Origin of the sequence: Paenibacillus sp. JCM 10914 (assembly GCF_001315105.1) — a bacterium.
Taxonomy (GTDB): domain Bacteria; phylum Bacillota; class Bacilli; order Paenibacillales; family Paenibacillaceae; genus Paenibacillus_AQ.
Map to the genome: position 1 here is coordinate 438,791 of NZ_BAZR01000002.1, position 25,441 is coordinate 464,231.

General features: G+C 45.9%; 37 protein-coding genes and 2 pseudogenes. 38 read left to right on the plus strand and 1 reads right to left on the minus strand.

Going from position 1 to position 25,441, the window contains the following annotated elements; all coding sequences use genetic code 11:
* The first annotated feature begins 323 nt into the window (after positions 1-323).
* From JCM10914_RS05380 to JCM10914_RS05435, 15 genes and pseudogenes are all read left to right on the plus strand, one after another.
* A complete protein-coding gene (locus tag JCM10914_RS05380; protein WP_023958292.1) occupies positions 324-602 on the plus strand; it encodes a hypothetical protein in 279 nt (92 codons plus the stop codon).
* 132 nt (positions 603-734) lie between these two features.
* Positions 735-1,277 carry a GNAT family N-acetyltransferase gene (locus JCM10914_RS05385; RefSeq protein ID WP_023958293.1) on the plus strand — a complete coding sequence of 181 codons (543 nt, stop codon included), beginning with the start codon at positions 735-737 and terminating at the stop codon, positions 1,275-1,277.
* 165 nt (positions 1,278-1,442) lie between these two features.
* Positions 1,443-1,997, plus strand: coding sequence for a GNAT family N-acetyltransferase (locus JCM10914_RS05390; RefSeq protein WP_231638499.1), 555 nt, complete (start codon positions 1,443-1,445; stop codon positions 1,995-1,997).
* A 26-nt stretch (positions 1,998-2,023) separates the two neighbouring features.
* A complete protein-coding gene (locus JCM10914_RS31265; RefSeq protein WP_269433837.1) occupies positions 2,024-2,146 on the plus strand; it encodes a hypothetical protein in 123 nt (40 codons plus the stop codon).
* Between the two features lie 356 nt (positions 2,147-2,502).
* On the plus strand, positions 2,503-3,072 hold the full coding sequence (locus JCM10914_RS05395) for an N-acetyltransferase (protein ID WP_023958296.1): 570 nt from the start codon (positions 2,503-2,505) through the stop codon (positions 3,070-3,072).
* A 16-nt stretch (positions 3,073-3,088) separates the two neighbouring features.
* A pseudogene (locus JCM10914_RS28255) lies at positions 3,089-3,265 on the plus strand (HAD hydrolase-like protein); the annotation flags it as partial.
* Positions 3,266-3,341: 76 nt separating this feature from the next.
* The gene (locus JCM10914_RS05400; protein WP_023958297.1) at positions 3,342-3,656 is read left to right on the plus strand and encodes a hypothetical protein; all 315 of its coding nucleotides are present in this window, start codon (positions 3,342-3,344) and stop codon (positions 3,654-3,656) included.
* Positions 3,657-3,732: 76 nt separating this feature from the next.
* Positions 3,733-4,263, plus strand: a complete 531-nt coding sequence (locus JCM10914_RS05405; protein WP_023958298.1) for an N-acetyltransferase — start codon at positions 3,733-3,735, stop codon at positions 4,261-4,263.
* A gap of 49 nt (positions 4,264-4,312) precedes the next feature.
* Positions 4,313-4,831, plus strand: coding sequence for a GNAT family N-acetyltransferase (locus JCM10914_RS05410; RefSeq protein ID WP_231638528.1), 519 nt, complete (start codon positions 4,313-4,315; stop codon positions 4,829-4,831).
* A 48-nt stretch (positions 4,832-4,879) separates the two neighbouring features.
* A complete protein-coding gene (locus tag JCM10914_RS05415; protein WP_023958300.1) occupies positions 4,880-5,452 on the plus strand; it encodes a hypothetical protein in 573 nt (190 codons plus the stop codon).
* A gap of 26 nt (positions 5,453-5,478) precedes the next feature.
* Positions 5,479-5,799 (plus strand): GRAM domain-containing protein, encoded by a 321-nt coding sequence (locus JCM10914_RS05420; RefSeq protein WP_023958301.1) that lies wholly within the window; start codon positions 5,479-5,481, stop codon positions 5,797-5,799.
* A gap of 25 nt (positions 5,800-5,824) precedes the next feature.
* The gene (locus JCM10914_RS05425) at positions 5,825-6,178 is read left to right on the plus strand and encodes a hypothetical protein (RefSeq protein WP_023958302.1); all 354 of its coding nucleotides are present in this window, start codon (positions 5,825-5,827) and stop codon (positions 6,176-6,178) included.
* 33 nt (positions 6,179-6,211) lie between these two features.
* The gene (locus JCM10914_RS29805) at positions 6,212-6,388 is read left to right on the plus strand and encodes a hypothetical protein (RefSeq protein WP_023958303.1); all 177 of its coding nucleotides are present in this window, start codon (positions 6,212-6,214) and stop codon (positions 6,386-6,388) included.
* The gene (locus tag JCM10914_RS05430) at positions 6,388-6,825 is read left to right on the plus strand and encodes an SUKH-4 family immunity protein (protein ID WP_023958304.1); all 438 of its coding nucleotides are present in this window, start codon (positions 6,388-6,390) and stop codon (positions 6,823-6,825) included. Before JCM10914_RS29805 ends, JCM10914_RS05430 begins: the two co-directional genes overlap by 1 nt.
* Positions 6,826-6,983: 158 nt before the next feature.
* Positions 6,984-7,400, plus strand: a complete 417-nt coding sequence (locus tag JCM10914_RS05435) for a hypothetical protein (protein ID WP_231638503.1) — start codon at positions 6,984-6,986, stop codon at positions 7,398-7,400.
* A gap of 91 nt (positions 7,401-7,491) precedes the next feature.
* Here the strand turns inward: JCM10914_RS05435 and JCM10914_RS05440 are convergent, their stop codons facing one another.
* Positions 7,492-9,786 (minus strand): Ig-like domain-containing protein, encoded by a 2,295-nt coding sequence (locus JCM10914_RS05440; protein WP_023958307.1) that lies wholly within the window; start codon positions 9,784-9,786, stop codon positions 7,492-7,494.
* A gap of 372 nt (positions 9,787-10,158) precedes the next feature.
* Between JCM10914_RS05440 and JCM10914_RS05445 the strand changes: the two genes are divergently transcribed.
* The 23 genes and pseudogenes from JCM10914_RS05445 to JCM10914_RS05540 form a co-directional block, all read left to right on the plus strand.
* Positions 10,159-10,785 carry a polysaccharide deacetylase gene (locus JCM10914_RS05445; RefSeq protein ID WP_370570216.1) on the plus strand — a complete coding sequence of 209 codons (627 nt, stop codon included), beginning with the start codon at positions 10,159-10,161 and terminating at the stop codon, positions 10,783-10,785.
* Positions 10,786-10,821: 36 nt separating this feature from the next.
* Positions 10,822-11,448 carry a DUF6320 domain-containing protein gene (locus tag JCM10914_RS05450; RefSeq protein WP_036717028.1) on the plus strand — a complete coding sequence of 209 codons (627 nt, stop codon included), beginning with the start codon at positions 10,822-10,824 and terminating at the stop codon, positions 11,446-11,448.
* Positions 11,449-11,492: 44 nt separating this feature from the next.
* Positions 11,493-12,092, plus strand: coding sequence for a GNAT family N-acetyltransferase (locus JCM10914_RS05455; RefSeq protein ID WP_023958313.1), 600 nt, complete (start codon positions 11,493-11,495; stop codon positions 12,090-12,092).
* A gap of 180 nt (positions 12,093-12,272) precedes the next feature.
* Positions 12,273-12,920 (plus strand): hypothetical protein, encoded by a 648-nt coding sequence (locus JCM10914_RS05460; RefSeq protein WP_036717030.1) that lies wholly within the window; start codon positions 12,273-12,275, stop codon positions 12,918-12,920.
* An 18-nt stretch (positions 12,921-12,938) separates the two neighbouring features.
* Complete coding sequence (locus tag JCM10914_RS05465; protein WP_023958317.1) at positions 12,939-13,484, plus strand: hypothetical protein; 546 nt, start codon at positions 12,939-12,941, stop codon at positions 13,482-13,484.
* Positions 13,481-13,789: a hypothetical protein gene (locus JCM10914_RS29810; protein ID WP_231638504.1), complete on the plus strand. Its 309-nt coding sequence runs from the start codon at positions 13,481-13,483 to the stop codon at positions 13,787-13,789. The genes JCM10914_RS05465 and JCM10914_RS29810 overlap by 4 nt, the downstream gene beginning before the upstream one ends.
* On the plus strand, positions 13,786-14,022 hold the full coding sequence (locus JCM10914_RS29815; RefSeq protein WP_231638505.1) for a hypothetical protein: 237 nt from the start codon (positions 13,786-13,788) through the stop codon (positions 14,020-14,022). Before JCM10914_RS29810 ends, JCM10914_RS29815 begins: the two co-directional genes overlap by 4 nt.
* Positions 14,023-14,039: 17 nt before the next feature.
* Positions 14,040-14,507, plus strand: a complete 468-nt coding sequence (locus JCM10914_RS28260) for a hypothetical protein (RefSeq protein WP_081739739.1) — start codon at positions 14,040-14,042, stop codon at positions 14,505-14,507.
* Positions 14,508-14,653: 146 nt separating this feature from the next.
* The gene (locus JCM10914_RS05475) at positions 14,654-15,025 is read left to right on the plus strand and encodes a hypothetical protein (RefSeq protein ID WP_023958321.1); all 372 of its coding nucleotides are present in this window, start codon (positions 14,654-14,656) and stop codon (positions 15,023-15,025) included.
* 112 nt (positions 15,026-15,137) lie between these two features.
* Positions 15,138-15,284, plus strand: a complete 147-nt coding sequence (locus tag JCM10914_RS28770) for a hypothetical protein (RefSeq protein ID WP_156332304.1) — start codon at positions 15,138-15,140, stop codon at positions 15,282-15,284.
* Positions 15,285-15,364: 80 nt separating this feature from the next.
* On the plus strand, positions 15,365-15,901 hold the full coding sequence (locus tag JCM10914_RS05480; RefSeq protein ID WP_023958323.1) for a GrpB family protein: 537 nt from the start codon (positions 15,365-15,367) through the stop codon (positions 15,899-15,901).
* Between the two features lie 32 nt (positions 15,902-15,933).
* Positions 15,934-16,404, plus strand: a complete 471-nt coding sequence (locus JCM10914_RS05485; protein ID WP_023958325.1) for a DinB family protein — start codon at positions 15,934-15,936, stop codon at positions 16,402-16,404.
* 52 nt (positions 16,405-16,456) lie between these two features.
* On the plus strand, positions 16,457-17,239 hold the full coding sequence (locus JCM10914_RS05490; RefSeq protein WP_023958327.1) for a GNAT family N-acetyltransferase: 783 nt from the start codon (positions 16,457-16,459) through the stop codon (positions 17,237-17,239).
* A 13-nt stretch (positions 17,240-17,252) separates the two neighbouring features.
* Complete coding sequence (locus JCM10914_RS05495; RefSeq protein ID WP_023958329.1) at positions 17,253-17,723, plus strand: GNAT family N-acetyltransferase; 471 nt, start codon at positions 17,253-17,255, stop codon at positions 17,721-17,723.
* 15 nt (positions 17,724-17,738) lie between these two features.
* Positions 17,739-17,966 (plus strand): hypothetical protein, encoded by a 228-nt coding sequence (locus JCM10914_RS05500; RefSeq protein ID WP_023958330.1) that lies wholly within the window; start codon positions 17,739-17,741, stop codon positions 17,964-17,966.
* A 21-nt stretch (positions 17,967-17,987) separates the two neighbouring features.
* Positions 17,988-18,687: pseudogene (locus JCM10914_RS05505) on the plus strand (YjjG family noncanonical pyrimidine nucleotidase).
* 89 nt (positions 18,688-18,776) lie between these two features.
* Positions 18,777-19,169, plus strand: coding sequence for a zinc ribbon domain-containing protein (locus JCM10914_RS05510; protein WP_231638506.1), 393 nt, complete (start codon positions 18,777-18,779; stop codon positions 19,167-19,169).
* Positions 19,170-19,200: 31 nt separating this feature from the next.
* A complete protein-coding gene (locus JCM10914_RS05515) occupies positions 19,201-19,848 on the plus strand; it encodes an HAD family phosphatase (RefSeq protein ID WP_023958333.1) in 648 nt (215 codons plus the stop codon).
* A gap of 316 nt (positions 19,849-20,164) precedes the next feature.
* Positions 20,165-20,791, plus strand: a complete 627-nt coding sequence (locus JCM10914_RS05520; RefSeq protein ID WP_023958334.1) for a YqaA family protein — start codon at positions 20,165-20,167, stop codon at positions 20,789-20,791.
* Between the two features lie 54 nt (positions 20,792-20,845).
* Entirely contained in the window at positions 20,846-22,087 is a 1,242-nt protein-coding gene (locus JCM10914_RS05525) for a glycosyltransferase (RefSeq protein ID WP_023958335.1), read from the plus strand.
* A gap of 19 nt (positions 22,088-22,106) precedes the next feature.
* The gene (locus JCM10914_RS05530) at positions 22,107-22,742 is read left to right on the plus strand and encodes a DedA family protein (RefSeq protein ID WP_023958336.1); all 636 of its coding nucleotides are present in this window, start codon (positions 22,107-22,109) and stop codon (positions 22,740-22,742) included.
* A 30-nt stretch (positions 22,743-22,772) separates the two neighbouring features.
* On the plus strand, positions 22,773-23,132 hold the full coding sequence (locus JCM10914_RS05535) for a glyoxalase superfamily protein (RefSeq protein ID WP_023958338.1): 360 nt from the start codon (positions 22,773-22,775) through the stop codon (positions 23,130-23,132).
* 413 nt (positions 23,133-23,545) lie between these two features.
* The coding region (locus tag JCM10914_RS05540; RefSeq protein WP_370570217.1) for a beta strand repeat-containing protein at positions 23,546-25,441 on the plus strand (1,896 nt) is incomplete at its 3' end.

Here is a 25,441-nt window from a genome sequence, read left to right on the forward strand (position 1 = left end):
CAAGAAGTAGTTGAACGCCAACAGTTAAGAATCGATATTTTGAAGCAGTTATACGAAAATTTTCATTCTGGAGGTCCGAAACCTTTCACTGCGATTGAAGCTTTGGTTGGTACGAAGGAGGAACTGTACACAGACAATGAGCGTCACAAAGCATTTCACTATCTCTCCAGCAAGAATTGGATTCATATTTCATCCTTAGGTGGCAATCCTGAGCGACTGTCTGTCTTTATTACAGCCGATGGTATCGATATTGTGGAATCCTTGTATACAGCAAACGTGTCAATCGGAGGACCCCCGAAATTCTAATACTTTGGAGTGATGACATGGAATCAACCAATTCTAAGCTGCTCTACTACTTTATCTGGACACTCGCAGCAGGCGTCTTGCTGTATTTCGGAGAATCTGTGCTGCAGCATTACATGGAAAAGTCATATAAAACCTTCGAAATCAGCGGTACGATCTGGGTGTCGGTCATTGTACCGTTTATTTACGGATTGCACATGGCACTATTGGATGGGTTGCCTAGAGCATTCAGACCGAATTGGCCATTATTCATATTGGTGTTTCTTCCTTCATTTCTGTTGCTCATGTACCGATCTTGACCATCCATATCGAGATTATTAGGTTTAGACCAATCTATGAGTTTGCCACGTTACACCATGGTATAATATTTGGAATCCTTAGCGGATTGACGCTGATACGATCACAAACAACGAACAAGAGGGTGGGGCATCATGATTTACGATGACATTAATCAAACGATCACTACAGAAAGGTTGCAGCTAAGATTGTTTCAACCAGCAGATGCCGAAACGGTGACCAAGCTGTGTAACAACTACAGTATATACAAAGGTACGCTGACATTGCCGTACCCGTATACGATGGATTGCGCTATATCCTGGATTGAAACGCATGTACATAATTTTAATACAGATAAGTCTTACGAGTTTGCAGTATGCGACAGACGGAATGGAACATTATACGGTGCCATCGCATTAACGAACCATGCACGCTATGAGAATGGCGAAATCGCTTATTGGATCGGTGAGGAGTATTGGGGAAAAGGCTATGCGACGGAAGCTTCGAAGGCCATGATTGATTTTGCTTTTCAGGTAAAAAACTTTCATAAGGTCTATGCGCGGCACTTTGCTTCTAATCCGGCCTCCGGGAAAGTCATACAAAAGATAGGCATGATTCAGGAAGGTATACTGCTTGATCATGTCAAAAAAGATAATCAGTTCGAAGATCTCGTGTATTACGGGATTTTGAACAATTAGCTGATATCAACAACAATGAACCCGACCTAAGACGACCATAATCTCAGGCCGGGTTATTTTGTAATTATCACTTGGAAGGAAGTCGCAACTGAAGCATTATGATCCATTGTAAAGCACTGTCTTAATTTACGCATTATTCAATCTAACACTACAGAGAAAATGGTGATGGACATGTTCAAATTTAACATAGACGAATCAACTTCTTTATCTCTGTTGGATATGAAGGATGCAGAGAAACTATTTGAATTAATTGATAGAAACAGAGAATATATCGGCCAGTGGTTGCAGTTTCCGAGCATCACCACGCATGTTGATGATTCCAAAGCCTTTATCGAAAGAACGCGTAAACGATATGTAGAGGGCGATGGGTACTGGTTAGGGATATGGAGCAGGAACGAGCTTGTTGGTTCTATCGGTTATTTGTACATTGACCTAGAGAATCGTAAAACGGAAATCGGTTACTGGTTAGGCCAAGAATATGAAGGCCACGGATATATGACTAAAGCAATCAAGGTACTGATAAATCATGCGTTTGAAGAATTAGAGATGAATAAGATTGAAATCGGAGCTGCCAGCGATAATGCCAAGAGTCGTGCAATTCCTGAGAAGTTGGGCTTTATATGCGAAGGTACAATCAGGGACTATGAATATCTTAATGGAAGATTCCTGAATCGCGTCATATATGGACTTAAAGTCGATGAGTGGCAGGAAGCAACTTAGAGATCGGGGGAAAAGGAGCAGTTACAATGAGTACAAACATTTTTCTCGTGCGACATGCTATTAAGGAAAAACGGAAAGGCGATGTATCCATTACGGCAGAAGGATCATACAAGCGCAGGCCACGGCCGGATATTTCTCCAAGCTTATGATTGACGCCATAATAGCGGTCCAAAGGGCAAAAATAACTGACTATATTGCTCAAGCGACGAACGCACCCGTGACGGTGGATGATCGTTTGCGCGAACGCCGATTGGGGGGATCTGCCTGATCAGACGTTGCAACCTGGTGATTGTTACTCACGGCGGCTTAATTACCGATTATCTGACCACTCATTTTACCGAACATGATCTAAAGCTGTGGCATCCTGACTTCATTCAGATTCAGAGTCAACTCGTATCCGAGTGTTCGATCACTAAACTCCAATATCATGATGGAGATCTGAAGTTGAAATCATTTGCTTCAGTCACGCACCTGGATATTGATCAGGTTAGGAGGACATAACGTAATGGAAATTATGGAAATTAGACGATTAGAACACATGACAAACGATATTCAGCAGTTGCTTGGTCAAGCAGGATATACATCGTATCACCAGTACCAAGTGAAGCGAGAAATGGCACCCGAACGTCTGTCCATTCACATCCAGCGAGTCCCAATAGATCTACCGTATCAAAAGTCATATGAAGGCAGCCCGGAAGATATCGAGCGATATAAAGAGGTCCTTCCGATGGGATATTCGTTGGGCGGCTTCGTCGATGACGAGTTGGTGGCCATTGCCGTATGTGAACCGTCCGACTGGAACCATACCTTGAATGTGTGGGAATTTCATGTCATGGCATCATTCAGAAGAAAAAACTTGGGAATGAGCTTGATGAACAAAGTGATTGAATCGGCCGCTGCCGCCGGCTTTCGAGCAGTGGTTGTCGAGACGCAGCATACGAATGCGCCGGCAGTTGATTTTTATCTCCGCTGCGGCTTTGAGCTTGACGGCATCGATATGTCTTTCTACACGAATGATGATCTGGAGCAAGGCGAGGTTGCTTTTTTCATGAGAAGAAAGATCCAAAAGGCTTGAATGTGATCGATGGACGGATATCCTTGCTGGAAAGAGAGCAGGGTGCATGACGATCCTAGTGCTGACCGGAGCTGGGCAGCGAGATTTAGAAAGATACCGCAATCAGGAGTATTTTGGAAAGTGGGCTGAGACTTACCCCGATTTCATTGCTGCTGACGTCAATCACGCAGTTTGTAATTCAACGTGGTCGTAAAAGCTGCTCTGATCGAAAAAATGAAACCCCCTGCCAGTTACAGAGTATTAACTCAGAGGTGGAGGTGTTGTTTGTAATGAAATTCAATGTTCATGGTAGAACTCTACATGTATCATTGTGGTTGGCACTGAGTACGATTCTGATGTTTCCGGGCACACATGAGTCGGGGCCAGAACGAGCTGAGTACGGATTTCCGTTGCGTTTCTTTACGGATTATATGATGAATTCAAGTCACGAATCGACAATCTGGTATATCCAGGGAATGAATTTTCAAGTGGGTAATTACTTTCTGAATGTCGTGCTGATTTACAGTGTAATTCGAATCGCAATCTTTATTAAAAACAAATGGTTCACCAAACGAGCAGATCATGAACCTTCAGGTGATATATGATAACCAGATTTACGGCAACCAGATATCCGGAGTGCTGAAGTTTAGAACAAGATCAAGAAATGAGGAACATGTATATATGCGAATGATCGATTTGTTAGCTGTGGATACAAAGAAGATATACCAAGCAGCGAAGCTTCTACATGATGCTTTTGAGGCATGGCCAACGATGGATTCTGCACTTGACGAAGTACATGAATCATTCGGGGATGAACGAATCAGCAGGGTCATGGTCAATGAACAGGACGAAGTGATAGGCTGGATCGGTGGTATAAGTACATATAATGGCAACGTCTGGGAGCTGCACCCTCTGGTAGTTCAAGCAAAGCTTCGAAATCAAGGCCTAGGGCGGAGGATGGTGGAAGATTTCGAAGAGCAAGTTCGCCAGCGTGGCGGGATAACGATTACGCTCGGTACGGACGATGAGTTTGATCTAACAAGTTTAGCCCAGCAGGATCTCTATCTTGACATATCGGGTTATATTAAAAATTTTCAGACCCAAGAGCATCCCGCGGGCTTCTATATGAGAATTGGTTATACCATCGTTGGTGTCGTACCGGATGCCAATGGATTAGGTAAACCTGATATCCTTATGGCCAAGCGGGTCTAATATAAACACCATCCGTATGACGGGAAGGAGCTTGATCAATTTGATTACGGTGCAAAGGATGCATGTAGACCATGTCCAGCAATTAAGCGAGATTGATCGATCAGAATATATTGAATTCATATATATCATGAAGAATGGTCACTTGGAACGAGTGGATCAGAACCATGAATGCCCCAATTGGGATTCGGATTTGCTCGCGGAGCTGCAACAAAGATATGTTGATGAGCTTAAGCAGGGGGGCGTGGCGGTCGGTGCTTATGATGGGGAGCGGTTAGTTGGATTTGGAGTGCTTTCTTCGAAACGTAGAGGTGTGGAGCAGAATCGTGTTCAAGTAGACTTGATGTACGTGACCAGGCATTATCGGAAGCAAGGGATCGGCACGCGGATCATGGACCAATTGGCGCAAGAGGCAAAGGCCTGGGGTGCCAAATATCTATACATCTCATCCACGGAGACCCAATCAGCGGTTTCTTTTTATCAGAAGAATGGAGGCAGTATTACTACGGATGTAGATCCGGAACTGTTCGAGAAAGAGCCGATGGATATCCACATGATTAAAGAGCTTTAGTAGTGTTATTGATATAGAATGGCAGGATTAACAGGAGGGACTTGTGGAATGATCATCCTGATCAGCGGGGTCAGCAGTGTCGGCAAGACGAATATGGCGCAACAGTTACTGGAGAAGTACCATGTTCCTTACTTGTCTATCGACCACCTGAAGATGGGGCTGTACCGGGCAGATAAGCGTTGCGAATTTACACCACTGGATTCGAATGAACACATCAGCCATAGATTATGGCCCATTCTGAAAGGTATTATAATGACCAACATTGAGAATGAACAGCATCTAATCATTGAGGGCTGTTATGTGATGCCTCATCAGATAGCGGAGTTTGAGAAAGATTATTCCGAGCGGATCATATCGGTGTTTTTAGGCTTCTCATCGAGATACGTCGAACAGAACTTCCATACCCGTATCGTCAAGTATCGCAACGTGATCGAACAACGTCAATCTCTTGAGGAGACTCAAGTTCCGGAGTATATTCAAGAGCATGCCGACTTTCGTGACAAGTGTTTGAGAGCAGGTGTGGCCTATTTTGAGATCGATAATGACTACGACTCAGAAATAGCTGCTGTCTATGCATATATCGACGCGGAGATAAGGCAGATGGAACAACGAATATCCTAGATCACTTAACAAGGAGGGGATATGACATGACTAATCAACAAAATAATGAGTCCTCAGAGTTTGTTGTCAGGGAACGACTAGCAGCCAATCTGTTTCGTGGCAAGGAAGGGGTCGGCGGCCGACTTAATATAACGAATCGCAGATTAAGTTTCAATCCACATGCCTTCAATCTTCAGACTCAGCCTGAAGAGATTATGATCGAGGATATCGTGAGGATCGATAAAGGCAAGTCGTGGGGGTTTATTCCTAATATTATGTTGATTACAACGAAGAATGGGAATGTTTATAAATTCGTTGTATATAAGCGAGATAAGTTGATCGAACTGATTAGCAGTTATATGTCTTGACGATATGAAGCAGCAGCTTAAGTTCATGTTGTCCGTTGCAATTGCGCTCTTTATGCTCTTTCATATTAATCAATGGATGAAGCATGACCCAGAGATATGGGAAACGGTTGAGAATGTAGAATGGAGCGCGGGTGGCGCGGGGCTCTACTTTTACGAGGAGAATCATCAAAAGTACGGGCTTTATATGATGTATGGGAGCGGGCTGCCCGTTGCCGGGCAACAGACAGCCAAGATTAAGATCATTAATCATCGCGAGTTGAAGATGGATTTCTTGCCGATGGGCTATAATCAAGTCGTTGAATCCAAGAGAATCTACCTAGTCGACGGAAAGCTGATGATGGACGGATTAAACTATGAGCGCCTTGAAACTTTCAGATGACTGTGTCGATGATTAATATGGGAGGGAGCTAGATTGGAGAGGAAATTTCAAGCGCTGTGTGATCTCGGAAGACTGTCTTATCCGATGGAAAGCTTGGAGAGTCTCGGGATGTCGAATCAGATAGCGGAATCACTAGCCCGATGGGGAATGCCGAACTTTGATCAACAGCAATCCCCATTAGGCTCTTGTTTCATGAAGCGCGTCCGCTAATGGCTACTGATGGCGATTACATTGCGATCGGAAGAGAAATATGGAGTGAAGGGCTGCATGTTGCAATCAAAGCAGACAAGGGAGCGATATGGGCGGTAACGGAGGGCGGTAAGAAACCAACCTACATGAATGCCTCAATTGAAAGTTTGCTCACATTCATGGACCGAGTGCTCCTATTTAATCAGAATACCGAACGTTTGGAGCCACAACTTCCTCCCACGATCTTGACAGCGGAACAGGCTCGCATTCGGTTGGAGCAGTTTAGAAGAGGCGAGATCAAGCCGAGACCTCGCCCAGATGCCTCGCAGGCTCAGCGTGAGTGGAAGGCGGATTTCGGACAATTAAAGCGAGAGTTGAAAGCCATCGATCCTGTTGCCGTGCGTTCTATCTCATGGTGGGGGATCATGCTGGAGGAAATGGAGGATCGCTTGCGGTAACCAATTATGATAAGTAGACAATTCCCTAAAGCCACATCAGCGGAAACGAATCAGCTTTTTCATTACTATGAGGCTTCCATCGGCCCCTTTCGCAATTTATCTGCTCTGCCCGAAGAAGAAGCAGATCAGGTACAGCGAAGTTTGCGGCAGCTCCATCGATGTTCGCAAGCCAACGTTTTGATGATTATATGGTAGTACGGCGTCAATTAGAGGCTCAAGCAAGGGCTTTATTCTTGGCTAAAGGTGGAAGCCCAGCGAATGCATATCCTCACTATATGACGCTTGGGCCATGCGAATGGATTAAGGCATGGTACGAGAATGCCGAGGTACTTCAGATTCCGTTAGATGAGTTCGACCCGGCGAGCATTAGTTTTACATATGGGGATTTATTTCCGACGATGCGCTATCAGGACGAAAAGCCCTATCGAAAAAACGTATATTCCATAACAGAAATCTTCAAGCTCATTGACGAGTATGGATGGCCGCAGGTTTGGAACCGGGACGGTGATCATGGACCGGAGCGATACATCGAGGTACAAGTATGGGATGATGCAGTGATCCGGCGATTCTTCTGATTCCACCCGGTGATGTAAAGGATCTGTTAGATCTCTATTTGTATATATACAAGAAGAGCCCGGAACAAAGGTCCGGGCTCTTTCTTTATTGTTACGGCCCCCATATTACGGTTGGATAAGGAAGCGCATCGTATGCGCTAGCCCAGTAATAGGAGTCCGCCATGATTCGCCGTGGGAGAAAGCCGATCTCGCCTTGCGGTGAGGCGATGGCTTCGGATTGAGATTGAAATACGCCACTCGCATTTGTTACTGCGTTAACATATTTGCCTGCCATATGGGTGAATCGACCGCTGACCTTTGCCGAAACCGGCAGCCCTGTGTCCTTATCCGTCATCTGGATATTAACTAGAGCCATGTTAGCTGAATACGTAATGGTCATATGACTGATAATCATCGGTTTGAGTGTGGATAGGGATGTCGTTGCCCATACCGCATCGCTTGGAAGGCTCTCATTGCCACTCATATCCACGGCGGTGATCTTGTAGTAATACATCGTGTTCGGAAGCAATCCGGAATCTTTATAAGTGAGTCCTTTCGTTGTTCCGGCGTAGGAGTCAGGACCAATCTCAAAGGCCGCGTCAGATCCGCGATAGATTCGATATTCATGGACGGCGTAATTATCAAGCGCCATGTTGTAACTTAGATTAATCCGCTGAAAATCGAAAGGATCAGCCGTAACACCATCAACCTTACTGGGGGGCACTTGATCTGAAGGAGGTTGCCAAGTGTAGCCGCCAGGTCCCCATTCACTAGGTAAATCCAGAATAGAGGAATAATGGTGGATAGCAATGCCACCGAAGGCCGGGTCATCTAGAAAGGCGGCGTATACCTTATTCAGTTCCTGCTCCATATAAGTTCGGCCTTCTTCATGGAAAGTGATCGTCTCAGGATCTCCGCCGTCTGCAATATCTTTCGTCTCGACTCCGACAATAACAGATCTAGGTTTGCCGATTGCATTCGCATACGCTAATTCGCCAAGGGCTTGAGCGATGATACCAGCACTGCCCTCGGCCTGATCGCGGTAGTTCATAATAGAGATGTAATCGGCTGTATCTTGTATATGCTCAGATAGCCATTTGGTTTCTCCGTTCCAGGGGATGGAGCTTGCATCCGCCGAACTATCGTACCAGCGCGGAATAGCAGCTCCGATCGGCAAGCTTAACCCGGAGGCTAACTTCCGATCCATCAGATGCTGCAGCATATCCAGATACTGAATCTGAACGGAGGGCTTTGCCGATTTGAAATCGGGCAGAATGTAGGGCTCGGTATCCAGATTTACCCCATCGAAGCGCGCAGATTCTTGGGAGGCGATGTTGTAGTTAAGGACTTGCTCCAACTCGCTGACGGCATGGGTTCGGTACCGACTATAGGCACCAAAGTAAGGAGGTGTTGTTCCGCCAGCAATTAAGGCTTGAACGTAAAACCCTTCCTCATGAGCCCATTCGATGAACTGTTGTACTTCGACGCGGTATGTCTCCAGCATCTTTACGCCTTGATATTCGCCAATGCCGAGATAAAGCGTTGTGATCGGTCGCTGATTAAAAGTCGATGTATCCTTTGCCATGGCCGAGAGAATGCTGCGAGCATTCGGATGTATAACCAAGGGATACGATGCGTTCTCCCAGATCCAGATCGCCCGATCCTGATCCGGCAATGGTTGATCCCCTATCGGATTATGGTTCATCATCATGCCGGCCCCATGATCATTCATCGATGTATCCTCACCGGTTCTAGCATAATTCGTCAGGCTGTAACCTATGTTTCCCAGCGTATCGGTTGCCCTTGCTTCCAGGCTGTGTAGCTGATGACCGGCAGGCTCGGTTTCCCACGGAAAGATATATCCGTTCTGTGTAGTCGGCACCTGTAGCCATGGACCTCCGTCGACACGCAATTCGACGAGAGCGATGGGATTGTCGCCTTCAACGGTAACATGAATATCCACGTCATTTGTAATAAGAATGTCCTCTTCAGGATTTGTGATCTGAACAACAGGAACATTCGCCTCAGGATTATCGATATGCAGATTAATCCAGGAAGACCATACCCCGTAACGTGTCACCACATCTTTAGATTTAAGGACAATTTCAACGTTCCCATCCAAGCGAGTGGTATCCAGTTTATAATACCAGGTGCCGCTGTCGTCTCCATTCGGGTCATCCATTTGAACATCTGTCACCAATATTCCGTTAACAATAAGTTCGACTTCATATACACCGGAATACGATCCGAACAGCTCGGCTGCGCCGGGCTCAAGCGATTGTCCATCCTGGTGAGAATCGATGGTGATTAATGCTGCAGCTTTTGCGTGTTGAGTTGGAATACAGATTACTACAAGAACTGCCACCAGGAACAAGAGTCCACACTTTCTCCATTGCGATAAGATCATCTTATTCACACCCTCGTCAGTTTGATGTAAGACAAATTGACTTATACGACAGCGGCAGGGCTTTGGCTTACATATAATTACATAGATGTGTTATTTTGAAGCGCTTACTGTTTAATATTGAGAATGAGTTTGAAATAGAACGGATGTAGGTTTGGTGTTAGATAATTTTTTTTCGTCAGGATTCATGTTGTACGTAAGAACTCCTCCTTAAGATGGAGAATCATGTTGCACCCGAGACGGTGTTACATGTCGGAGATGTCTTGTATGATGTAGTCAATGGATTAAGCTAACATAGGTATTGAACGAATTATTCAATCAAAAATGCTTGATTGTTAAACGATAACAAGCAATTTCAAGTCTGTTATCGAGGAGGTGTTCTTGTTGCTGCACAAACTGCTTAAAGCCTTAATGCAGAATATTTGGATGATATGGGAGCGATGCTTCGCCTGGTCATCCCGATTCCGCGGATCACATATTTCCCGCTTTGGGATATGTACCGTCATGATTAAGAAATATAAGGGTGATCCCATCCTTTGTGTTGATTCTACGTTGATTGAGCAGGGAGATTCTATCGGCGAACTCCATTTAGATAATAGGATGATTCTGGAGTACATCAGATCTGAAGGTGTAGACCGTGCAGCACTGAAGATTGCGAGACTCGGTCGTCAAGCCATGAAACAGATTAGCCAGGCTTATGAGCATCAGCCCGAATTCAGGAACGTCAATGCCTTGGTTGGCATTACGTTATTACACCGTGGATTGACGCATGGCCTTGGATTCGAGACACAAGCGATGAAACCTAATCTCTTCCGCAAAGTAACGACGTTCTATTTACGTTGGCTCTTAGCGGTGATGCATCCAGACGGAAAGCTTCGGATAGAACGGGGGAGCGAAGCCTTGGTTCCGATGGTGTTGATTCATACCCGAACGTCTCTTCTGGCTCGCTTTCCACCGAATCCAACTTCACATAATGATAATAGGGAGATGAATGCGGATTAGAACTGCGCATCATCTGTATGATTGGGGGATGAGGAAATGCGTTGTGATAGCTGTGATGTCATCGTTGAAGCTGGAAATCTCAGATGTCCGCAGTGTGATCCTAATCCGAATGGCATAGAAAAGTCCTCTCAGTACACTGCTGTATTCACGCCGAGAGCGAACAGTCTTCTCTCCAAATGGATGATATTTACGGTGGCAGCGGTCATATGTATCTCCATTCTTATCAATGTAATGGCTGACATGGGTGTGTGGTGGAGTCTGTACTTGATGCCATGTGTGTTGTATGTGTGGCTGACTGTTATGCATACGGTAATGTCCAAGTATCATCTTGGTGCCAAAATCGTCATTCAGTATCTGGGATTGTCCGGAGCACTGTTATGGATCAATGTGCTATCCGGTCATGAGTTGTGGTCCACGGGTTACGTAATTCCATTCATGGGGATCGTTGCTACTTTACTGATAACCATTTTTTGTTCATCAAAAAGAAGTCACTGGCGCGAGTTTTCCAGTTACTTGTTGACTATGATCTTTCTCGGATTCGTTCCGTTATTATTCTATACTTTAGGCTTATCAGATATATTATGGACGGCCATATCGGCTGCGGTATATGGTCTGTTGACCGTTGGAGGCATGTGTGTGCTCGCAGGCAAGGAATCTCCGTAACGAGTTAAAGTGTCTGCTATATGTATAATTAGGAGGAAGCAGTGATGACTACCAGTATTATTCATATTCGAAGAATGGCTGATATCGATCGAGATGTTCGCGATGAGGTGGCTGAAGTATTCGTGGACGGTTATTACAGTGAGTTGTCCTACTTTACGAAAGACCGGAACTTATTAAAGCTCGCATTCCGTGATTTATTTAGTCCTGAGGTGTTCTATCTTGCAGAAGTGGAAGGCGAGGTTGTCGGTATCTTGGCCTGTGCACACAATAAACAACGGGCGATGCCGGTTGAGATAACACCGCTTCAGAACGCTCTAGGCGAGACAACGGGCGAGCTTGCCTATAACGTTATGAAGAAGGAATTCAACTCTCCGATCCCTTACGATAATGAGACCGGATATATTGAGTGTGTTGCGACCTCGGAGCGGGCACGTGGGAAGGGCGTTTCCACTGCACTAATGAAATATGTGATGGAGGAACTGCCATACAGCCGGTATGTATTGGAGGTAACGAATCGTAATGAAATTGCGCACCGGATGTATCAGAAGCTTGGGTTCCAAGAGATCGAGCGTAAAGCTGAAGATCATGCAGAAGAGTACGGATTTGATGACCGAATATACATGGCATGGTTCAGAAGAGAGTAGTTCAAGTGGTGAGTAAGTAAGGAATCAAAGGCTCCGATATCATAGGATATAGCCTCGTTCAGGTAATGGGCGAGGCTATTGGTGTGCAATGCTGGATTTTTTTCGTACACAATCAGGAATCGACATCATATGATGATGAAGAACATGTTCCTCATTAGGCTTTGTGTGGAGGTGGCATCATTGTTATCGGTTCTTGTATTTGTAATTGCCGTAGGTGCTGCTCTGGCCAGTGTCGATACGACCTGCGGTTTAAATGTACTGGGCAGTCTGGATAATACGAAAGTGAACCGTTCCAGATATGCGCTTGTGTACATATTGTCCTGTACTATAGGTGGGGCGATTACGGGGCTGGCTATCGGGGTGATTCATTACGTTCTTGCACTAATCCCCATTGATCCGTATCAGAACTATCTGATCATCACGGGATTAGCTCTATTCTTACTGCTTGAGATAATCCATAGAACCGGTTTGCTGCCGTCTGGCAATTTCGTCGTGCCTTCCGAATGGATTTATAATTCCGGTTACCGGTCCGCTGCCTTGTGGGGAAGTATTCTGGGGCTCGGTTTTATAACGCTCCAAGCAGGGGTGCTGTTTCATGCCTACCTTCTGCTTGCGCTGTTCATATCACCATGGTGGCTGAGTGTATTGGCAGGTGCCGTTTTCGGATTGGTTCGTGCCAGCGTGTACAGTTTTCCATTCTTCCGGCGTGTCGTCTATCGCATGCTTGATGAGAGAATATATAATGTAACACTGCTCACGGCTATCAGGCAGGCGGTAACGAAGCTTCTGATTCTGGGGGCGATTGTCTGGATGATTAGTTACTCATAGTAAAGGAGCATAGACCTTATGTATGAGCTGCTCATTCTACCTTTGACACTACCGATGTTATTGTCGGTTACGGGATATGCTTGGGGCCGAATATTTGCAGATGTCGATCCATTCCCGGGAACTGCAAGAACACATGCTTTGCTTATATTAGCGCAGACGCTGAGTTTGATTTTGGTATATGTCTATCAAGCCCAGATCAGTTTGTTCATCATCTCCATGCTATATTTCATCCAAGGCGTCGGAGTGGTTTATTTTCTTGCTACTAGAGGGAAGGTGGATTGCGGTTGCCTAGGTCCTCAGGTTCGTTCCCAACTGGGAGTCCCGCTGGTCGCATTGAACGTGTTCATGGGAATGCTGGGCCTTGGATTAGGCGTTTGGGGCTGGATCGAATTGGATTCGCTGATCGTATGGGAAGGCTTGCTTCAACTCTTTATGCTGCTGCTGCTGGCTCTACTCCTGATTGTAGGTATTCCCGATGGGCGGCATGCCATCAGTCTGTATCGGAAGATGGCAGCGCCTCACGATGCGCGAATGAAGCGTGAGAAGGAGGGTCAATCAGCATGAGTACGTTTTTCTGGATATCGTATGTTGTGTTGTGGTTATTGGTTGTGCCATTAGTCGTCTTGAATCTGATCTTGTTCCGTCAGCTTGGCATTATGGTTATGGGAACGGCCAGGGGCATAAATCAATCGGGGGTACCGGTGGGCAAACCACTCCCAAGCGTTACAACCACGATTTTGCAAGGTGGGGAATGGTCAACCAACGAAATACATGGCACACCATCCTTAATGCTGTTTGGCTCGCCTACGTGTAAGGAATGCGCTGCATCATGCCTGACTTCAGAAGAATCGCCGAGTTACATAACGTGAGGCCAATTCTGCTGTTATTTTCCTCAGAAGAACTGGCACAAGATTATGTGCATAAGATTGCATATGAGGGGGATGTCCTTATCGTTACACCGAAATTCGCCGATGCTTTGGATGTACAAGTAACGCCGTATGCCTATGCAGTTGATGCGAGCGGTGTCATTCGTCACAAGGGCTTAGTCAACAGTAGGGAGCAGCTTGAAGCGTATGTTAAGGCAGCAAGTTCTTCTTCGTAAGAAAGGGACGATGTATCGTGTGGCGCAAACCGGAGAATAAGGATGAAGAGACGCAAGTATTCATCAGTCGAGTTACCCGTAAAATGAATCGTAAGACGCTGTTGAACAAGTTTGCTCAGAAGACGGCGGAAACCCTTGCCAAAATGTTGGTCCGTCCAGATGAAGAATTGGTCAAAATCTCGTTCGCGGCGGGTCCATGTCATCCTCCACACGGTCAGTTCTGCAGCGGGTGCGGCATGGATGCTTCTTGTCCTTCTGATTATGTGAGCTGTACACCGAATACGGTGATTACAGACTGCAAAGGTCTATGCCCATACCCCTCAGGTTGGTGGTACACAAGCGACCCTGTAGGTCAAAGAGCGAAGTGTCAGGATTGTATTTCGCAATACGTGAATCCTTACATTGGCATCAATTTTTGTTATCAAGGCGCACATGTGTATGGCAGATATGTCATTTGTGCGTGTCGGTCAACTTTACTGTATTAGATCTTGCAAAAGCTTCTTAACGATAGCATGTTAAGGAGCTTTTTTGGTATGGTATAATGTGATTATCTCATGAAAAATGTGGAAAATATGTTATCTGAAAAGTTGAGGTATTTCCTAAAATATGATCAGTAATGAAGGAGCTCAAATTGAAGAAAGTAACGATTATAATGATTTTGATTTTCCTTACGGGTGTTGTGTATGCTGGGTATGCATACATTCAGGATGATGAAGCCAAACCTACGCCTGTTGAGGCCATTGAAGTTGTTAGAGGTGAAGGGTATGTAGATTACATCATTCACCAGCAGCCGGCAGATGAAGGGGAGATTATCTTTTTCCTGCGGAACATCAAAGATGATAACGTCGTTGTTAATGCGGAGTATGTTCAAAAGACAAGACGCGGAGTGGATATGGGGGTTCGGTGGAGGTTTTACGAGCTCGGATCCAAGGATAAATCTACCGCACGCAGATGCGCAATATTCCACATTCTCAATGATGTATTTACCAAGCACGAAAGGTAGCGACATGTTTGTGTCTCCATTCCCTATGGTATGGGGTACAAGCTCTGAGCCAGGAGTCTCAAGAGTCGTTGTTAAAGACTATAATACCGGATTAGAAAAGCAGGCAACTACTGTGAAAGTTAGTGATTTGTTTACGTTGTTCTACGTATTGATTGAGGAAGATCAGGGGCTGAAATTCGATATTATTGCATATGACGGTAACGGCAAGGAGCTGGCCAGAGAGATCATAGACGAAGGAAACAGGGGACAGAATGAATGACGAAACAATTCACAGGTAATGAACCAGGCTACGATGGCGTACGTTCTTATATGTGCAATTAGATGGGAGACTGACTTAATATGGAACATCAAGAAGACTGGCCTGTATGGGCAACAGAAGCAGTTACTATCGTTGACGCTGATCCGGGTTGGCACGATAAGGGCATTCAAGAGGCTAATGAGCTTGGCTTATTATTATCATCATATGGTGTCAGCCAAATCGAGCATATCGGAAGCACCTCGATTCCAGGTCTGGCGGCTAAGCCTATCATTGATCTAATGGCCAAAATCCATTCGTACGAGCAATTACCTCAAATCATCGATCGTTTAGCAGAACATCGTTGGAGCTTCGTATCGCCAGAGCTTGATGGCCGATCATATCGAAGGTTTTTCGTGAAAGTAAAGGATGACCGGAGAGAATGTCATCTGCATTTAATGCTTGATGATGAGTCAAGGTGGGATAAACAGATCATTTTTCGTAACCGACTTCGGGAACGGCCTGAACTTACCGCACAATACGCAGAGTTAAAGAAGAGCTTGGCAGCGGCGAATCGAGATGATCGCGAATCGTATACCACTGCCAAATCGGAATTCATCAGGCGAGTATTAGACGAGTAGATGTCATTGGATATGTGGAGGAGAGGTCTGCAATGTATATGATCTTTCAGTACAATTGGCAAGTAAGGGAAGAGTGGTTTGATTGGTGCGAAACGTTAACTCACGAGGAGCTTGTTGACCAGAGAGATGGAGGGCTAGGTAGCATTCTGCATAACCTATTCCATATTGTGGATATCGAACAGGCTTGGATTCGGGGGCTTCATCTCGGGACACCGGAATATCATTATAATTTCAATGACTATCCGACCCTGTCTGAGGTGAGAGCACTGTCACAGCAATGTATTCCTGATATTCGACCTTTCATCGAGCAATGGCATGAACAGGATGAGGCCGAGCCCTTTGGACCATTTACTTACGGCGAAGTGATACGTCATGTAGCCGCACATGAGATACATCATATCGGGCAATTATCGGTATGGGCCAGACAGTTGGACAAACAGCCCATTACGGCCAATTTGATAAGAAGAAATCTTGGATATAAGAACAGCGATATTATTGAATAATCATCCATTTGTATGTATATTTATTCTTAATAAGAATTAGGATGTGATATGCATGCACAAGAGGATTGAAGAATTTGCATTAAATGCGTGGCCTGCGCTTCAGACGATGGTTTACCGTGGTTGGCTGCTGCGATTTGCGGATGGCTATACCAAGCGGTCAAACTCCGTAAGTGCGATCTATTCCGAGGATTCTAGTAATCTAGTGGATCGAATTCAGTATTGTGAAGATGTTTATGTTAAGTCAGGGCTGGATGTGGTATTCAAAATAACACCGTTCAATCCTCCGGTACTGGATCAAGCATTGGAGGCAAGGGGTTATTCGAAATTCGACATAACCATCGTGAAGGCATTGGAACGACTGCATGACGTTGAGCTGCCAACATATCCAGAAGTGGAAATAATGGACGAGTTGAATGATAAGTGGTTGGATGCATTACAGCAAATTACCGGATTGTCCGATCAGCATCGAGCCGTTACTCGTCAGATGCTCGAGCCGCAAGCGGCTACGGAATATGGATATTTTGCGTTGTATTACAAGAGCGTTCCTATAGCTTGCGGACTTGGTGCAATTGAGGATAGCATGCTCGGCATTTACGACATTGCCACCTCTCCCGACTTCAGAAACCGTGGGTTCGCAAGACAACTTTTACTACATATGATTCAATGGGCACAGCAAAAAGGAGCCACCAGCAGTTACCTGCAAGTGGTCGCCAATAATGTCGCAGCGAATCGTCTTTATGAAGGACTTCACTACAAAGAAATATATCGTTACTGGTATCGTCATCTCAGCAAACAGCAAGTTGCGATGAACGAAAGCCAATTACCGTTCAGATGAAGCTGATTACAATTTGAGAAATGGGCTTCGCTCTGCTTATTCAGGCTGTGATGTATCCAAGGAACAGCGATATGAATGGATGACGAAATACGAAATTCCCGAGAATCGTCAGTTTCTGCAGGCCGTTCAAGATGGTGGAGATGTTGGTGAGCTTCGCCTTCGCTTAGCTATCGTCTTGCAAGCGACGGGTGAATGTATCGGTTGGTGCAATACTGGGCCTAAAGATGAGCTGCCACATCCGAATCGCGAAATTATGTACGGTATATCGAATCGATATTACAATAAGGGCTACACGACCCAGGCTGTACGCGGACTGATCCAATATTTGTTCCAGCACACTCAGGTAGCGGAGTTGAGCGCCGTTGCCGCGCTTCATAATCATGCTTCGAATAAAGTGCTTCAAAAGAGCGGGTTTCAGTATATAGGTGAGATCGCGCTTGAAGATGGACAGCATCATTACTATAGGCTGAGCAAGACGGAGTAGGGAGGGAAACTACTTGTGAGAAATATGGCCTTGGGTGTAGGTATTTTTATCATCATCGAAGTTGTGCTATTCATGCTGCTTTCCTTCAATCTTGAAGTTCTCATCCTGACGGTAGCTGGTGTAATCATCACTTTGTTGACGTTATTGCTCATTAACCAATCGAGACTCTTAAAGCATCACCAGGAGCAGATGAATCATCTTAGAATTCAGAAGATCCGAGAGTTGAATGAAGAGAGATCCTGAGATTACATAGGAGGCATAGCTTTGTCGTACAAGATTATTTTGTTTGATGCAGATGATACGTTGTTTGATTACGCTCGATCGGAAGGCTTTCGCGTTGGCGAGTGCATTTGGGGAGATTAATCAAGAATGCACACAAGTTATTGTAGATAGCTATAGACGAATTAATCAGCAATTATGGAATGAGTTTGAACAAGGGAGTATTACGCAGAATGAACTGCGAACAGCTCGATTTGAACGACTGCTAACGGAGCAAAGGATTTCATGTGATAGGGATGCACAAGCATTCAGTGATACCTACATAAAATATCTTGGACTAGGCTCTTTCTTGATGGAAGGAGCAGAACAACTATGCCATCGTCTTACAGACCGCGGTCAACGGATGGCCATTATTACGAATGGGATTAAGGAAGTGCAGTTTAAGCGAATTGGCGGTTCAGCATTATGTAATTCCTTCGAGTGTATCGTTGTCTCCGAGGATGCAGGGTTTCAGAAGCCGCAGGAAGGGATATTCGATTACGCGTTCCAGAAGCTGAATGATCCTAACAAGGAAGATGTACTGATTGTTGGAGATTCGCTAACCTCAGATATTCAGGGTGGAGCGCAATATGGTATCGATACTTGCTGGTACAATCCATTACGGAAACCGAACAACACGACCATTAAACCTAAGTACGAGATTCATGCATTGGCGGAGCTTCACGATCTTCTTGATCATAGCTGATTCTATCATGAGTGAGATTGGCCGGTATCATTATCAGTATGGTCGGCTTTAGTCGAAAAGGATAAATCTAGAACTGGGGGCTGTTCTTGATGATGGTTCAATGTCCGTGGTGCGCGAGTGAAGTGATACTGGATGACGGCATATGTCCCGAATGCAGGCACGAAGTATTACCAGAACATCTGGAATCTTCAGACTTTGATGGTACAATGAATATACGGAATCAATCGAATGTCGAACATCTCCATATTGAGGATCTGGTGGCCAGTAAATTCATGTGCAGACGTTGTGGACACCTAGAGTGTATCACGCAGGAAGTCAGCATGAGCGGCACTGGCGTGAGCAAAATTTTCGATATCAATTATAATCACTATCTGTTCGTATCCTGCACGCGTTGTGGATTCGTAGAGGTAATTAATCCCGATGTACTGAGAGGCCATAAATCAGGTACACTGGAAACGATATTGGACTTCATTTGGCGATAAGCATATAACATGACAACAGAGGAGAATTGACATGATACAAGCGTTTATTTTTGACATGGACGGCGTTATTATTGACAGTGAACCGCTTCACTTCGAGGTGGATATTCAAGTCATGAATAATTTCGGGTCTGCGATAACCCACGAACAACTGGAGCAATATGTCGGAATGACAAATCCGGAGATGTGGAAAAGAATTATAGATGAGCACAAGTTGGCTCAAACCGTTGAAGAAATTATTGAATACCAACTTCGGCAAAAGATAGATCTTCTGACCGCTCGAGAAATGCACCCGATTGAAGGCATTCGGGAGCTTCTGGACAGACTCAAGGCGCATGATATCCCTGCAGCGATTGCTTCATCTTCGCCGCCGGTGTTCATCAAAGCGGTTCTTAACAAATTCGATCTGTTAGATCGTTTCGAATTTGTTGTCAGTGGGGAAGAAGTTGAACATGGTAAGCCTGCACCTGACGTTTATTTAAAAGCAGCGGAATTACTTGGTGTAGCACCTGCACATTGTATGGTTTTGGAGGACGCCCGTCATGGAGTGGCTGCGGCAAAGGCGGCAGGTATGGAATGTATCGGTTACGTGAACCCGAATTCGGGCAATCAAGACTTGTCCCAAGCGGATTTTATCGTGAAATCTATAAGTGAAGTCGTACAAATCTGCGAACTCAAATGATCAGCATCTTGGCAGCACTGTCCCTGGAGGGCAGGCTGTCTTTTATATTTCAACAGGTTTTAAGAAAGGCCCAACTTAATATCTATAACACTCGTCTATATTATATCTGCTATTAGTATCTGGACTTAAGTCTAGGAAAAATATCGCCTGAAGGCGGAAGAGATGAAACGACTTATCATGATATCCTTACTTTAACGATACATTTGAAGAGAAGGGTTATCTCCTTATATGAATAAGAACGAACAAAAGATTCATTGTATGTCAGCTTTATATTTAAGTCGAGGAAAGAGCGGCTATGCAGAGGGGCTAAACGTTGATGGATTTTTTACGTAATCTCGGTGACATTGGTTTGTTTATTCATGCGATGATTGATGCAATTATTTTTCCGATTCCCGCATTGTTCTCGCAGATCTCATTAAGTGCCATTAGTCCGGATCGGGCAATATGGTTAGCTACCGTGGGTTTTGCAGGTTGTTTGATCGGTACTCCGATCGGGTACGGGATAGGCAAGGTGTCAGGAAATTTGGTTCTGAATAAAATCTTGAAGAAAAAATGGTACGACTCAGCTACTGCATTATTTACGAAACATGGAGAAGCGGCTATTTTGGTCGGGGCTTTTACCCCCATCCCGTTCAAGATATTCACGATACTATCAGGATGCATGAATTATCCGTTGTGGAAGCTTCTCAGTTATGCTGCCATTGGTCGGGCGGTGAAGTTCTATGCCGTAGGCGTGTTGTTCTACGTATATGGTCGTGCCGCAGAAAATATGGTGGATGGCGTACTTACCTATATTTTGCTTGGAGTAGGTGTTCTTGTCGGGGGAATCTGGTTCTTGGTGCACAAGTTAAAGCTTCGTAAGAAAAAGCGTGCTCAAGCGGAGAGCATGCTTGTACCAGAATCGAAAGGTACTGTCGATGTATCCTCAGGCGAGAATTCATAATTCAGAGCATCCAGTCACCGCATTATATAAAAAGCAAGATAAGGAGTAATTTCGATGAGATCCATACATGAGCCGAAAATTTTAATATTAACCGGAAGTCTGGGAGAAGGTCATAACCAGGCCTCGAAAGCCATTGTGGAGTCAGCCAAGAGAAACTACCCTCATATGAAAGTTAAGGTTATTGATTACATGGAACTGACTCATCCAAAACTGCACGTGGCGGGGCAATTCTTCTTCGTTCAATGGATGAAGCATTTTCCAACGATGTACGGCTATCTGTTTCAAAAAACACGAGATGAAAATACGCTGATCCATATGCTCAAGCGCTTAGGTTCGTTTAGTCTTCATAAGCTGGGCACGATGATTGAGGAAGAGGATCCTTCGATCGTGGTCAGTACGTTTCCTCCCGCCGCCGCAGGAATGTCTATGTTGAAAGCGATGGGGTATACAGACATTCCTACAGCGACAGTCATTACGGATCATACAGACCATAGCTACTGGGTACATTCGCATACGGATCACTATATGGTTGGATCGGATGTGGTTCAGACCGCTTTGCTACGGAAAGGAATATCGAATCAGCATATCTCCGTTACCGGTATTCCGGTCAATCCGATTTTTAGTCAGCCCGTCGATCGAGATCAATTACGTACTTATTATGGATTGCAACCGTCTGAGCAGGTCATTTTAATTATGGGTGGCGGCGAGGGAATGATCGACAGAGAGATTACAGAACTGATCAAGGATCGGAATTATCCAAGTCATATAAGATTTATGATCATCTGCGGTCGTAATATCAAATTGTATCAATCGCTTCAAGATGAATTGGCTGGGCTTACTCAAGTTACGGTCATGGGATATATCGATCGAATGCATGAGTTAATGGGAATCGCGGAGCTTATCATAACCAAGCCTGGCGGATTAACCATATCCGAAGCGTTAACGATGGAGCGACCGATGCTATTGTTCAAACCGTTGCTTGGTCAGGAGCAGGATAATGCCGATTATTTGGTTGGCATTGGCGTAGCGAAACAGGCGCTGTCCGGGGAACTTCAGGAGCAATTACTCAGGCTTCTATCTAATCCAATGCAATTGGAAGCGATGAAGAGAAACGCTGCCCGTTCTACGCATAAAAATTCCGCTTTAGCGGTAATATCCAGACTGGTGGATATTCAACAGCGGTATCGTACACCACGTGAACGTTATGAGGAAGCATTTAAGTTAACCTATGAACCGATGCCTAGTGAGTTACTGGCCAATGAATATGTTAGCCATCATTATGATGGCTTTCGGTAAAAAATAAAGGAGTAGCACCATGAATTTATTGGAATGGATAGAGCGCATGTTTGAGCAATATGGCTATCTGGTGTTACTAATAGGATTGCCGCTTGATTTCATTGCGCTCCCGATCCCACCGGGCAATAGTACGTTGACATATACAGGTTTCCTCACCTATAAAGGTATCCTTGAGATCATTCCGGCGGTGGGGTCGGCTTTTATCGGTGCTGCACTAGGACTGACCATCACATATATGTTAGGATTTAAATTCGGTATGCCACTCATTGAGCGATATGGGAAATGGTTATTCATTAAACCTTCTCTTGTGGAGAAGACACAGAAGTATTACGAGAAGTATGGCAACAAGCTGCTGGTGATTTGTTTTTTCATACCTGGGGTGAGGCAGTTTATTGGATATTTTCTCGGGATGATTCGTGTGCCATATCGAATGATATGGATCTACGGCTATGTTGGTGTTGCTTCATGGATTATAGGATTTTTCAGCATTGGCTTTATTTTCGGTGATCAGTGGCAGTATATGCTGAATATGGTGGAGCATTATTTGAAGGTTATTCTCATCTGTTTTGTTTGCTCCTTCGCTATTCTTCTTGTTTGGAATCGAGTCAGACGCCATAAGGTGGAGAAGGTTGCTAAAATCACCAAGAAATCATAGCCCTGTTGGGAGAGAAGGAGACGGACAAGTATGATCATACCGTTGTTTCGCATATTTGATGAGCAGAAAGCCAGGGAGTTTTATATGGATTACTTGGACTTCAAGCTGGATTGGGAACATCGATTCGATGATCTGGCCCCGTTATATATGCAAGTCTCATGGGGTGACCTTCGCATTCATTTAACAGAACATCATGGAGATTGTTCGCCAGGTGCCGCAATTCGTGTGCTTTTAGAGGATATTGAGCAATATCATGCGAAGTTAATGCAGAAGAATTATCGTTATGCTAGACCGGGCATTGAAGTAGCTCCATGGAATACAAAAGAACTGAGTGTTATCGATCCATTCGGTAATAAAATCGTATTTTATGAAGAGTCTGATCCGGTATGAAGATGCTGGTTTTCCCGAAGTGTATGGATTGTCCAGCAGTATGCCATTGATTCAGAAATTATCAAAAGAGTTTCGATTATAGGACTCCGCGGTATATTGCCGGGAGTTTTTTTGTGTTTATTTATCGTAAAGTCACTTCAATTAATCAAGGGTAGGCGTTGTTTCTCATATACTAATGAAGCTGAGTCGATTAGTGGAGGTGATATGAACTGAGAAAACGAAGGGTTTTCCGTAAAATGCCTGCAAAGAAGTCAAGGAAACGTCAAGTTCAACGTAAATCTGTCAGACAATTAAAGATCGTGAGATCCTTTTTTCGAAAATGTCGTCGTTCCGCGCTCTCCAGGCGAAGAAGATGGAGACTTCGTAGATATTGGTGCCATCCCCACAAGAAACGCCTGAAGTGCAAACGGAAGGTGATAGTTGCAAGAGGTCGTCGGGGTGCAACTGGAGCTAGAGGTGCCAGGGGGATAGCTGGTCAACAGGGCCCGCAAGGTCCATTTGGAAATAATGGAGTGGCTGGTGCAACAGGACCCACAGGAGCAACGGGAGTGGGTCTATCCGGCAGTGTTGCTTTTGATCCAGCCCTAAGTTACTTATATTCATCAGGGCAAGTTGTAACGTATAACGGAAGCACATATTTGGCGAATGTCGCTTCCCCGCAAGGGACACCGGGGAGTTCACCTGATTACACGCTTTTGGCAGCGGCAGGAGCAGGGTTGAATGGATTAGTACCTTTTGATCCAGCTGAAAGCTCGGAGTACCCACTGGACCAGGTCGTTACCTTTGACGGTAGTACGTATTTAGCGAATGTGGCAGGTCCCATGGGTATTCCTGGAATGTCCTCGGATTATACGTTATTGGCCGCAGCTGGACTGGACGGTGCAACGGGGGTTACAGGAGCAACAGGAGAAACTGGGAATATTGGGCCTACCGGGGCGACAGGAGAAACGGGGTCAACCGGCGCCACCGGTGTGACAGGAAGTACGGGAGCTACCGGTCCAATCGGTCTAACTGGAGCAATAGGTGTAACAGGTCCAACTGGAGCTACTGGCCCCACAGGTAACATTGGAGCAACGGGCCCAACCGGAGTAACAGGTAGTACAGGTGCGATGGGCGTGACGGGCGCAACTGGCTCTACAGGTAACACAGGTCCAGCGGGTGTAACAGGAAGCGCAGGTGTCACGGGGTCGACAGGGAATATAGGAGCCACCGGCCCGACGGGTCCAACGGGTGTGGTAGGGGCAACGGGAACAACAGGAGTAACAGGCGCTACTGGTGTTACCGGCCCAACCGGCGCTACAGGAGCTACAGGAGTTACCGGTCCAGTTGGGGTTACGGGTTCAACGGGAGTAACCGGTCCGGTAGGAGTAACTGGCTCGACGGGTGCAACTGGCTCAATCGGCCCGACAGGACCAATCGGAATTACAGGTGCAACGGGAGCGACAGGGGCCATCGGAGTTACTGGCGCAACAGGTTCGATCGGAAATACCGGCTCGACTGGCCCAACCGGAACAACAGGAGTAACTGGCTCAACAGGCATAACGGGATCAACAGGTTCCACCGGCGCGACTGGACCAATTGGAGTTACAGGCCCCACCGGAATAGCAGGTTCAACAGGAGCGACGGGTATAACGGGAGCAACAGGCGCGATCGGTCCAACCGGAAGTACCGGAGCGGTCGGCTCGGTTGGTCCCACCGGTGTTATCGGAGCAACGGGAGTCACAGGTCCAATCGGAGTTACCGGCTCAACGGGGGGAACAGGGCCGACCGGCAACACCGGTGTCACCGGTTCGACAGGACCAATCGGAGTTACGGGCCCAACCGGAGCCACCGGCCAGACAGGGACCATCGGAGTTACCGGTTCAACGGGAGCCACTGGTAATACAGGTGCAACAGGTCCAACTGGATTGACAGGAGCAACGGGTCCAACCGGAAATACTGGGGCCACCGGTTCGACAGGATCCACAGGTCCGATTGGAATAACTGGCTCAACAGGCCCGACAGGGGTCATCGGAGCAACAGGAGCAACAGGCCCAATCGGCAACACCGGTGCCATCGGGCCGACAGGCCCCACAGGCAACGCGGGAGCAATGGGAATAACAGGAGCAACAGGCCCGATCGGAATAACTGGCCCGTCGGGTATAACGGGTGCGACCGGACCAACAGGAGCGACTGGCCCAACCGGGGTTACCGGTTCAACGGGAGTTACAGGTCCAACAGGATCAACGGGAGCGATCGGAGTTACTGGCTCAACAGGAGCAACGGGTATAACGGGAGCCACGGGTTCGATAGGCCCAACCGGAAACACT

What these genes read in the sequence shown, in the direction of transcription:
- JCM10914_RS05485 (WP_023958325.1), top strand. Translation starts at nt 15,934, where the DNA reads ATGTATATGATCTTTCAGTACAATTGGCAAGTAAGGGAAGAGTGGTTT.
- JCM10914_RS05520 (WP_023958334.1), top strand. Translation starts at nt 20,165, where the DNA reads ATGGATTTTTTACGTAATCTCGGTGACATTGGTTTGTTTATTCATGCG.
- JCM10914_RS05435 (WP_231638503.1), top strand. Translation starts at nt 6,984, where the DNA reads ATGTTCGCAAGCCAACGTTTTGATGATTATATGGTAGTACGGCGTCAA.
- JCM10914_RS05455 (WP_023958313.1), top strand. Translation starts at nt 11,493, where the DNA reads ATGACTACCAGTATTATTCATATTCGAAGAATGGCTGATATCGATCGA.
- JCM10914_RS05525 (WP_023958335.1), top strand. Translation starts at nt 20,846, where the DNA reads ATGAGATCCATACATGAGCCGAAAATTTTAATATTAACCGGAAGTCTG.
- JCM10914_RS05380 (WP_023958292.1), top strand. Translation starts at nt 324, where the DNA reads ATGGAATCAACCAATTCTAAGCTGCTCTACTACTTTATCTGGACACTC.
- JCM10914_RS05440 (WP_023958307.1), bottom strand. Translation starts at nt 9,786, where the DNA reads ATGATCTTATCGCAATGGAGAAAGTGTGGACTCTTGTTCCTGGTGGCA.
- JCM10914_RS29810 (WP_231638504.1), top strand. Translation starts at nt 13,481, where the DNA reads ATGAGTACGTTTTTCTGGATATCGTATGTTGTGTTGTGGTTATTGGTT.
- JCM10914_RS05465 (WP_023958317.1), top strand. Translation starts at nt 12,939, where the DNA reads ATGTATGAGCTGCTCATTCTACCTTTGACACTACCGATGTTATTGTCG.
- JCM10914_RS05420 (WP_023958301.1), top strand. Translation starts at nt 5,479, where the DNA reads ATGACTAATCAACAAAATAATGAGTCCTCAGAGTTTGTTGTCAGGGAA.
- JCM10914_RS05385 (WP_023958293.1), top strand. Translation starts at nt 735, where the DNA reads ATGATTTACGATGACATTAATCAAACGATCACTACAGAAAGGTTGCAG.
- JCM10914_RS05530 (WP_023958336.1), top strand. Translation starts at nt 22,107, where the DNA reads ATGAATTTATTGGAATGGATAGAGCGCATGTTTGAGCAATATGGCTAT.
- JCM10914_RS05490 (WP_023958327.1), top strand. Translation starts at nt 16,457, where the DNA reads ATGCACAAGAGGATTGAAGAATTTGCATTAAATGCGTGGCCTGCGCTT.
- JCM10914_RS05515 (WP_023958333.1), top strand. Translation starts at nt 19,201, where the DNA reads ATGATACAAGCGTTTATTTTTGACATGGACGGCGTTATTATTGACAGT.
- JCM10914_RS05405 (WP_023958298.1), top strand. Translation starts at nt 3,733, where the DNA reads ATGCGAATGATCGATTTGTTAGCTGTGGATACAAAGAAGATATACCAA.
- JCM10914_RS05400 (WP_023958297.1), top strand. Translation starts at nt 3,342, where the DNA reads ATGAAATTCAATGTTCATGGTAGAACTCTACATGTATCATTGTGGTTG.
- JCM10914_RS05430 (WP_023958304.1), top strand. Translation starts at nt 6,388, where the DNA reads ATGGCTACTGATGGCGATTACATTGCGATCGGAAGAGAAATATGGAGT.
- JCM10914_RS05535 (WP_023958338.1), top strand. Translation starts at nt 22,773, where the DNA reads ATGATCATACCGTTGTTTCGCATATTTGATGAGCAGAAAGCCAGGGAG.
- JCM10914_RS31265 (WP_269433837.1), top strand. Translation starts at nt 2,024, where the DNA reads ATGAGTACAAACATTTTTCTCGTGCGACATGCTATTAAGGAAAAACGG.
- JCM10914_RS05480 (WP_023958323.1), top strand. Translation starts at nt 15,365, where the DNA reads ATGGAACATCAAGAAGACTGGCCTGTATGGGCAACAGAAGCAGTTACT.
- JCM10914_RS05510 (WP_231638506.1), top strand. Translation starts at nt 18,777, where the DNA reads ATGATGGTTCAATGTCCGTGGTGCGCGAGTGAAGTGATACTGGATGAC.
- JCM10914_RS05395 (WP_023958296.1), top strand. Translation starts at nt 2,503, where the DNA reads ATGGAAATTATGGAAATTAGACGATTAGAACACATGACAAACGATATT.
- JCM10914_RS05415 (WP_023958300.1), top strand. Translation starts at nt 4,880, where the DNA reads ATGATCATCCTGATCAGCGGGGTCAGCAGTGTCGGCAAGACGAATATG.
- JCM10914_RS05390 (WP_231638499.1), top strand. Translation starts at nt 1,443, where the DNA reads ATGGACATGTTCAAATTTAACATAGACGAATCAACTTCTTTATCTCTG.
- JCM10914_RS05450 (WP_036717028.1), top strand. Translation starts at nt 10,822, where the DNA reads ATGCGTTGTGATAGCTGTGATGTCATCGTTGAAGCTGGAAATCTCAGA.
- JCM10914_RS05425 (WP_023958302.1), top strand. Translation starts at nt 5,825, where the DNA reads ATGTTGTCCGTTGCAATTGCGCTCTTTATGCTCTTTCATATTAATCAA.